This is a genomic window from Pseudoalteromonas atlantica, assembly GCA_007988745.1.
GTDB classification, from domain to species: Bacteria; Pseudomonadota; Gammaproteobacteria; order Enterobacterales; family Alteromonadaceae; genus Pseudoalteromonas; species Pseudoalteromonas atlantica.
The window spans coordinates 1-3236 of the sequence record BJUT01000099.1 but is presented as its reverse complement, the minus strand read 5'-3'; the positions used below and the strand labels follow the sequence as shown (position 1 = coordinate 3236).

General features: G+C 48.7%; 1 rRNA gene. It reads left to right on the top strand.

The features are described from left to right. The first annotated feature begins 147 nt into the window (after window positions 1-147). A 23S ribosomal RNA gene (locus tag PAT01_RS19740) occupies window positions 148-3034 on the top strand. Window positions 3035-3236 lie beyond the last annotated feature (202 nt).

Here is a 3236-nt window from a genome sequence, read left to right as displayed (position 1 = left end):
AGAGTTTTCAAAAGTAAAAAAGAATGATAGCAGTATCATTCAGTGCCAATTTAATCATTCGTGATTAATTGGTATCTACTTTAGTATTCAATATTAACTTCTGGCGAAGTTAAACTGTCACATAACAAAGACCCGTTTGGGTTGTATGGTTAAGTGACTAAGCGTACACGGTGGATGCCTTGGCAGTTGGAGGCGATGAAGGACGTATTAACTTGCGATAAGCCTAGTCAAGCTAGTAAAAAGCGCTTGAGACTAGGATTTCCGAATGGGGAAACCCACCTGCTTGCAGGTATCGTTAACTGAATACATAGGTTAACGAGGCGAACGCGGAGAACTGAAACATCTAAGTACCCGTAGGAAAAGAAATCAACCGAGATTCCGATAGTAGCGGCGAGCGAAATCGGAACAGCCCTTAAGCTTATTATGTGTTAATGGAAGGCTCTGGAAAGTGCCACGATACAGGGTGATAGTCCCGTACATGAAAAGACATTTTAAGTGAAATCGAGTAGGTCGGAGCACGTGAAACTTTGACTGAATATAGGTGGACCATCATCTAAGGCTAAATACTCCCAACTGACCGATAGTGAACCAGTACCGTGAGGGAAAGGCGAAAAGAACCCCTGTGAGGGGAGTGAAATAGAACCTGAAACCGTGTACGTACAAGCAGTAGGAGCCTACTTGTTAGGTGACTGCGTACCTTTTGTATAATGGGTCAGCGACTTATATTTTGTAGCGAGGTTAACCGATTAGGGTAGCCGTAGGGAAACCGAGTCTTAACTGGGCGAATAGTTGCAAGGTATAGACCCGAAACCCGGTGATCTAGCCATGGGCAGGTTGAAGGTTGAGTAACATCAACTGGAGGACCGAACCCACTAACGTTGAAAAGTTAGGGGATGACCTGTGGCTAGGAGTGAAAGGCTAATCAAACCGGGAGATAGCTGGTTCTCCCCGAAATCTATTTAGGTAGAGCCTCGGACGAATACTTACGGGGGTAGAGCACTGTTAAGGCTAGGGGGTCATCCCGACTTACCAACCCTTTGCAAACTCCGAATACCGTAAAGTAATATCCGGGAGACACACGGCGGGTGCTAACGTCCGTCGTGAAGAGGGAAACAACCCAGACCGCCAGCTAAGGTCCCAAAGTCATAGTTAAGTGGGAAACGATGTGGAAAGGCCCAGACAGCCAGGAGGTTGGCTTAGAAGCAGCCATCCTTTAAAGAAAGCGTAATAGCTCACTGGTCGAGTCGGTCTGCGCGGAAGATGTAACGGGGCTAAACTATGCACCGAAGCTGCGGATTCATCTTAGGATGAGTGGTAGGGGAGCGTTCTGTAAGCGGTTGAAGGTGTACCGGGAGGTATGCTGGACGTATCAGAAGTGCGAATGCTGACATGAGTAACGATAATGCGGGTGAAAAACCCGCACGCCGGAAGACCAAGGGTTCCTATCCCATGTTAATCAGGGTAGGGTAAGTCGACCCCTAAGGCGAGGCCGAAAGGCGTAGTCGATGGGAAACGGATTAATATTTCCGTACTTGGTATAATTGCGATGGGGGGACGGAGAAGGCTAAGCAAGCATGGCGATGGTTGTCCATGTGAAAGTGAGTAGGCTAGCGACTTAGGTAAATCCGGGTTGCTGTTAGGCTGAGACACGAGACGAGCACCTAAGGGTGTGAAGTTGCTGATGCCATACTTCCAGGAAAAGCCTCTAAGCTTCAGATTATACCGAATCGTACCCCAAACCGACACAGGTGGTCAGGTAGAGAATACTAAGGCGCTTGAGAGAACTCGGGTGAAGGAACTAGGCAAAATCGTACCGTAACTTCGGGAGAAGGTACGCTCCTATCTGTGATGAGACTTGCTCTCTAAGCGGACGGGAGCCGCAGTGACCAGGTGGCTGGGACTGTTTATTAAAAACACAGCACTGTGCAAAATCGCAAGATGACGTATACGGTGTGACACCTGCCCGGTGCCGGAAGGTTAATTGATGGGGTTAGTTTTCGGACGAAGCTCTTGATCGAAGCCCCGGTAAACGGCGGCCGTAACTATAACGGTCCTAAGGTAGCGAAATTCCTTGTCGGGTAAGTTCCGACCTGCACGAATGGTGTAACCATGGCCACGCTGTCTCCACCCGAGACTCAGTGAAATTGAAATCGCAGTGAAGATGCTGTGTACCCGCGGCTAGACGGAAAGACCCCGTGAACCTTTACTACAGCTTGGCACTGAACATTGAACCTACATGTGTAGGATAGGTGGGAGACTTTGAAGCAGCGACGCTAGTTGTTGTGGAGTCGTCCTTGAAATACCACCCTTGTAGTTTTGATGTTCTAACGTTGGCCCCTGAATCGGGGTTACGGACAGTGCCTGGTGGGTAGTTTGACTGGGGCGGTCTCCTCCCAAAGAGTAACGGAGGAGCACGAAGGTTGGCTAAGTACGGTCGGACATCGTACGGTTAGTGTAATGGTAGAAGCCAGCTTAACTGCGAGACAGACACGTCGAGCAGGTACGAAAGTAGGTCATAGTGATCCGGTGGTTCTGAATGGAAGGGCCATCGCTCAACGGATAAAAGGTACTCCGGGGATAACAGGCTGATACCGCCCAAGAGTTCATATCGACGGCGGTGTTTGGCACCTCGATGTCGGCTCATCACATCCTGGGGCTGAAGTCGGTCCCAAGGGTATGGCTGTTCGCCATTTAAAGTGGTACGCGAGCTGGGTTTAGAACGTCGTGAGACAGTTCGGTCCCTATCTGCCGTGGGCGTTTGAGAATTGAGAGGGGTTGCTCCTAGTACGAGAGGACCGGAGTGAACGAACCGCTGGTGTTCGGGTTGTCATGCCAATGGCATTGCCCGGTAGCTACGTTCGGAACTGATAAGCGCTGAAAGCATCTAAGCGCGAAGCAGGCCTCGAGATGATTTCTCACTAGACTTTTAAAGTCTCTGAAGGGCCGTTGAAGACTACAACGTTGATAGGCAAGATGTGGAAGTGGTGTGAGCCATTAAGCTAACTTGTACTAATTACCCGTGAGGCTTAACCATACAACGCCAAACGCGTTTTGTGACAGAAACAAGCGACAGAAGTTAATAGCTAAAGTAGATAAATACTTAGACTTAAAAAATATTATCAGAATTTTCCAAATTTATGAGGTGACTCTTAGCGCGTAGCGTTAACATTGAGGCACCTTGCGCAAAGGAAAAAGTAGCACTACGTGCTTGTCATTAATCCTTTGCACCTAATTTG